This window comes from Saccharopolyspora sp. NPDC002686 (assembly GCF_040295745.1).
Lineage (GTDB): Bacteria > Actinomycetota > Actinomycetes > Mycobacteriales > Pseudonocardiaceae > Saccharopolyspora > Saccharopolyspora oryzae.
Window position 1 is genome coordinate 1 of record NZ_JBEOVY010000463.1, and the last position, 5,132, is coordinate 5,132.

At 68.2% G+C, this 5,132-nt stretch carries 3 protein-coding genes; all 3 read left to right on the forward strand.

Annotation, left to right across the window (positions count from 1 at the left end; genetic code table 11):
• The first annotated feature begins 174 nt into the window (after nt 1-174).
• Genes ABTZ89_RS35530 through ABTZ89_RS35540 form a run of 3 tightly spaced genes read left to right on the forward strand, consistent with a single transcriptional unit; the run spans nt 175 to nt 5,086 of the window.
• The gene (locus ABTZ89_RS35530; protein ID WP_351053242.1) at nt 175-2,313 is read left to right on the forward strand and encodes a hydantoinase/oxoprolinase family protein; all 2,139 of its coding nucleotides are present in this window, start codon (nt 175-177) and stop codon (nt 2,311-2,313) included.
• Nucleotides 2,314-2,345: 32 nt separating this feature from the next.
• Entirely contained in the window at nt 2,346-4,556 is a 2,211-nt protein-coding gene (locus ABTZ89_RS35535) for a hydantoinase B/oxoprolinase family protein (RefSeq protein WP_351053245.1), read from the forward strand.
• Nucleotides 4,557-4,588: 32 nt separating this feature from the next.
• A complete protein-coding gene (locus tag ABTZ89_RS35540) occupies nt 4,589-5,086 on the forward strand; it encodes an acetone carboxylase subunit gamma (RefSeq protein ID WP_270947770.1) in 498 nt (165 codons plus the stop codon).
• Nucleotides 5,087-5,132: the final 46 nt, after the last annotated feature.

Consider the following 5,132-nt stretch of genomic DNA (forward strand, 5'->3'; position numbering starts at 1 on the left):
GGTCTTCCCGTTCGACCGGGCGGTGGAAGCCGCCGACCGCCTGCGCACCGGCCAGGCCAACGGCAAGATCGTCCTGTCCGTTCCCTGACCTCGGCATAGCTGAACCTTTAATCGACTGCGCAGTGCGTAGATCTTGGGGTTGCCGGGTCGGCGCACACCTGAAGGGGAAAGCCTGTGAACGAATTCCGACCTCTCGTGCTGGGCATCGATGCGGGCGGGACCATGACCGACACCCTCCTCGTCGACGAGCACGGGCACTTCGCGGTGGGCAAGGCCTCCACCACACCGCACGACGAATCCATCGGTTTCCTGGAATCCGCCGCCGACGCCGCCGAGCAGTGGGGCCTGGCCTCCCGCGAGACCTTCGAGCAGCTGGCGGTCGTGCTGTACTCCGGGACCGGCATGCTCAACTCGCTGCTGTCCCGCACCGGGCGGCGCGTCGGGCTGCTGGTCACGCGCGGCATGGAAGACGCCGTGCTGATGGGGCGCGGCCTGCAGGCCTGGGCCGGGTACTCCTACCCGGACCGGCTGCACGCGGTCACCCACGAGCACCCGGAACCGCTCGTACCGCGCAACCTCGTCCACGGCGTGACCGAACGCATCGACCAGTTCGGCAACGAAGTCGCGCCGGTCTACGAGCACGAAGTGGTCAGCGCCGTCGAAGACCTGCTCGAGCAGGGCGTCGAGGCGATCTGCGTGTGCTGCGTGTTCTCCTATGTGGACGATTCCCACGAGCGGAAGATCGCCGAGATCGCGCGAACCGCGCTCGCCGAGCACGGGGTGGAACTGCCGATCTACCTCTCCTCGGCGGTGCGGCCGGTGGTCCGCGAGCAGTCCCGGCTCAACAGCGTCGTCATCGAGGCCTACGCCGCCGACCGCAGCCGCGAGCAGCTGATCGGCGTGGAAAAGGCCTGCCAGGACCAGGGTTTCCGCTACGGCGTGCAGACCGTGCTGTCCTACGGCGGGCTGGCCGGCGTGCGCTACCCGAGGCTGCACGAAACCATGATCTCCGGCCCGGTGGGCGGAATCCTGGGCGCCAAGTACGTCGGCGACATCATCGGCGCGGACTCCGTGGTGGTCAGCGACATGGGCGGCACCAGCTTCGACATCAGCGCCATCACCAGGGGCAACGTCCCGATCGACAACGAGCCCACGCTCGCCCGGTTCAAGCTGAACCTGCCGACCATCGCGATGGACACCATCGGCGCGGGCGCGGGCACCATCATCAAGGTCGACCCGCTGACCAAGAAGGTCAGCCTCGGCCCGGAGAGCGCCGGTTCCACACCCGGCCCGGTCGCCTTCGACATGGGCGGCACCGAGCCCACCGTCTGCGACTGCGACGTCGTGATGGGGCGGCTCAACCCCGACTACTTCCTCGGCGGCAAGGTCAAGCTCAACGTCGAGAAGGCCAAGCAGGTGCTGAAGGAGAAGGTCGCCGACCCGCTCGGCATCGACTTGTACGAGGCCGCCGAAGGCATGGCGAACCTCCTGGAGATGGACGCCAGGGAAGCCATCCGGCAGATGGTCTCGGCCCGCGCCGTCGACCCCACCGAGTACTCGCTGATGGCCTACGGCGGCTCCGGTCCGCTGCACATGGCCGAGTACAGCCGCGGGCTGGGCTTCAAGAGCATCCTCACCTTCCCGTTCGCCGCCGCGTTCTCGGCGTTCGGCTGCACCACCGCGGACTACCTGCGGCGCTACAGCCGCTCGGTGCAGCTGGCGCTGCCGCCCGACGGCGACGAGCAGCACCGCGGGGGAGTGGCCGCCGAGATCAACGCCGTGTGGCAGGCGCTGCAGGACGCGGCCCGGCGGGAGATGGCCGAGGAAGGCCACGATCCCGCCGACGTGGAGCTGCAGATGTTCGCGATGATGCGCTACACCGGCCAGCTGGAGGACGTCGAAGTTCCGCTGAAGCTGCAGGAGATCGGCTCGGACGGCGATCTCGACGCGATGGTCGCGGAGTTCGAGCGGCTCTACACCGCGATCAACCGGCCGGTCGCGCAGTACAGCGAAGCCGGGCACAGCATCACCGAGCTCGGCCTGCTGGCGAAGGTCGACAAGATCAAGCCGCAGCTGACCCGGAAGCCCCTGGAGGGCAAGACCCCGCCGAGCGAGGCGTCCAAGGGCACCCGGTCCATGTACTACGGGCGGCAGTGGCACGACGCGGCGCTGTGGGAGATGGACCTGCTGCGCCCCGGCAACGAGATCGCCGGCCCGGCCGTGATCGAGCACCCCGCGACCACCCTCGTCATCCCCGCCGGGGACCGGGTGCGGGTCGACGAGTGGACGATCCTGCACTACGAGCACGCGTGAGCGAACCCTTCGGCGAGAACGAGGAAGACTCGATGTCTGCTGCTGAGAAGACCGAGACCGCTGCGAAGACGTTGAAGGACAAGCTGCTCGACGGCGAGCGGCTGTTCGAGGAGACCGGCTGCTACTCGGGCGTGGAGAAGCTGGAGCTCCGCGACCAGGACCCGATGAAGTACGAGAGCCTGCACATCAAGCTCCGCTCGATGGTGGTCTCCGCCCGGGAGATGGCCCGGCGGATCTCCGCCTCACCGGGGGTGCGCGAGGTCGGCGAGAGCGTGGTCGCCATCTACACGCCGGAAGGCGATGCGATCGCGCTGTCCACCGGGATCATGGTGCACGTCCACACCGCGAGCCGGTTCATCAAGTGGATGATCCAGAACGACTACGAGGACTCGCCGAAGATCCGGCCCGGCGACATCTTCGCCAACAACGACGCGTTCATCGGCACCGTGCAGGCGCCGGACGTGATCGACGTGATCCCGATCTTCCACGAGGACGAGCTGATCGGCTGGGTCGCGGCGGTCTGCCACGAGCTGGAGGTCGGCGGCATCACCCCGGGCGGTGACGTCGCGCTGTCCCAGGAGCGCTTCACCGAGGGCCTGATGGTCTGCGCGGAGAAGGTCGGCGAGAACGACGAACTGCGCCGCGACTACCTGATCCGCCTCGAGCGCAACCTGCGGATGCCGATCTACTGGGTGCTCGACGAGAAGGCGAAGGTGGCGGCCTGCCTGGAGGTCCGCGAGCAGCTGCTGGAGCTGGTCGACCAGATCGGGGTGGACTACTACAAGCAGGCCACCAAGGAGTTCATCGAGGAGGGCCGCCGCGCGCAGCTCGCCCGGGTCCGCCAGCTCACCGTCCCCGGCCGCTACCGCGGGCACACGTTCTTCGGCCACGTCACCGAGGGCAAGCAGGGCGTGCTGCCGCTGGGCAACAAGAACTGGCTGTACGCGATCCCGATGGAGATGGAGATCTCCGCCGCAGGCGAGCTGCACCTGGACTTCGACGGCACCAACTCCTGGGGCTACCACTCGATGAACTGCACGCCGGCCGGGATGGACGGTGGGCTGTTCGTGACGCTGACCCAGCACATGAACTTCGACGGCAAGGTCAACGACGGGGCGTGGCTGGCCACCGGCATGAACCTGCCACCGGGCACCTGGACGAATCCGCAGGTGGAGACGGCGGCGACGGCCACCTCGTGGGCGCTGCTGCTGCCCGCCTTCGGCTGCTTCCAGCGGATGCTCAGCCGCGGGTTCCTGGGCCGCGGCTTCAAGGAGGAGGTGTTCGTCGGCCAGGTCAACAGCCCGATGATCGAGATGGGTGGGCAGAGCCAGTACGGCAGCATGTTCGGCATCGCCCTGTTCGAGTGCGCTGCCGCGGGCAGCGGGGCGCTGGCGATCAAGGACGGTCTGGACACCGCCTACGTGGGCTGGAACCCGGAATCCGACATGGGCAACATGGAGATCTGGGAGCAGGACATGCCGATGGTCTACTTGGGACGGACCATCAGCCCGAACTCCGGTGGCTACGGGCGGTACCGCGGCGGCACCGGGTTCGAGTCGCTGTGGGTGGTGAACCAGACGCCGCAGCTCATCATCGCCACCTCCGAGCACTCCAGCCGGGTGTTCGACAACGCGGGCATGTGCGGCGGCTACCCGGCGCCGACCGTGCAGCTGCACTACGCCTCGCACGACGCGAACATCAAGGACCTGGCCGCGAACCGCGCCCCGCTGCCGCACTCGCTGGGCGACGATCCACATGAGACGGACATCGAGAAGCTGCTCCCGGGGTCGCCGAACGTGGTGGAGGGGCCGTACCTGGCCGAACCCCTGCGCGACGGCGACGTGTTCGCCCACTCCTACAACGGCGGTGGCGGCTACGGCGACCCGCTCGAACGGGACGCGGACTCGGTGGCCCGCGATGTCGCCAACGGCTACGTGACGGCGCAGTCGGCAGAAGCGGTGTACGGCGTCGTAGTGCAGTCCGGTGCGCGCAGCTGCGCGGTGGACGCGGAGCGGACCGCAGCCCGGCGCCGCCGGATCCGCGAGGACCGGTCGGCGAACGCGGTGCCGGCGCGGGAGTGGATCGCGCAGCAGCGCCAGCGGGTCGTGGACCAGGACTTCGCCGTCGAGGTGCGCGAGATGTACCGGGACAGCATGACGATGTCCGACCGGTTCGCCGCCGAGATGCGCGAGTTCTGGTCACTACCAGCGGATTTCGAGTTCGCCCCGCGCTCCGACCGCTGACCCGCGCCCGCCCCACCGGATTGGGAGAGCTCATGCCCAGCTACGACAAGACCACTGTCGCGGACCTCATCGACGGAAGCCTGCCCTGGCCGGCGACCAGGACGATCATGAGTTCCTACAAGGACGACGACCGCTTCGAGGTCTACCGCGCGATCCTGCAGGAACGCGTCGACTGGCCCGAGGAGATCCTGCTGCCGATCGGCGAGCACCTCTACATCGTGCAGGCCGAGCACGGCCGGATCGTCAAGTGCGACTGCGGCCAGGAATTCGGCGACTACCGGCAGAACTGGAAGCTCGACGCGCTGATCCGGGTCCGCGGCGACCGGGAGAGCATCGAGGAGATCTACCCGGGCCGCCTCGCCTGCGACCCGGAGTGGATGGAGATCCGGGAGTTCCTCTGCCCGGGCTGCACGACCCTGCTCGAAGTGGAAGCAGCACCCCCGGGCTTCCCGATCGTCTTCGACTTCCTCCCAGATCTCGAAACCTTCTACACCGACTGGCTCAACCGCCCACTACCCGAACAACGCTGACACCAACCGCAGTCCCCCGCCCGGTCAGCACTCCGGGCGGGGGACT

Coding starts and splice junctions, on each gene's coding strand:
- ABTZ89_RS35535 (WP_351053245.1), top strand. CDS start 2,346: ATGTCTGCTGCTGAGAAGACCGAGACCGCTGCGAAGACGTTGAAGGAC.
- ABTZ89_RS35540 (WP_270947770.1), top strand. CDS start 4,589: ATGCCCAGCTACGACAAGACCACTGTCGCGGACCTCATCGACGGAAGC.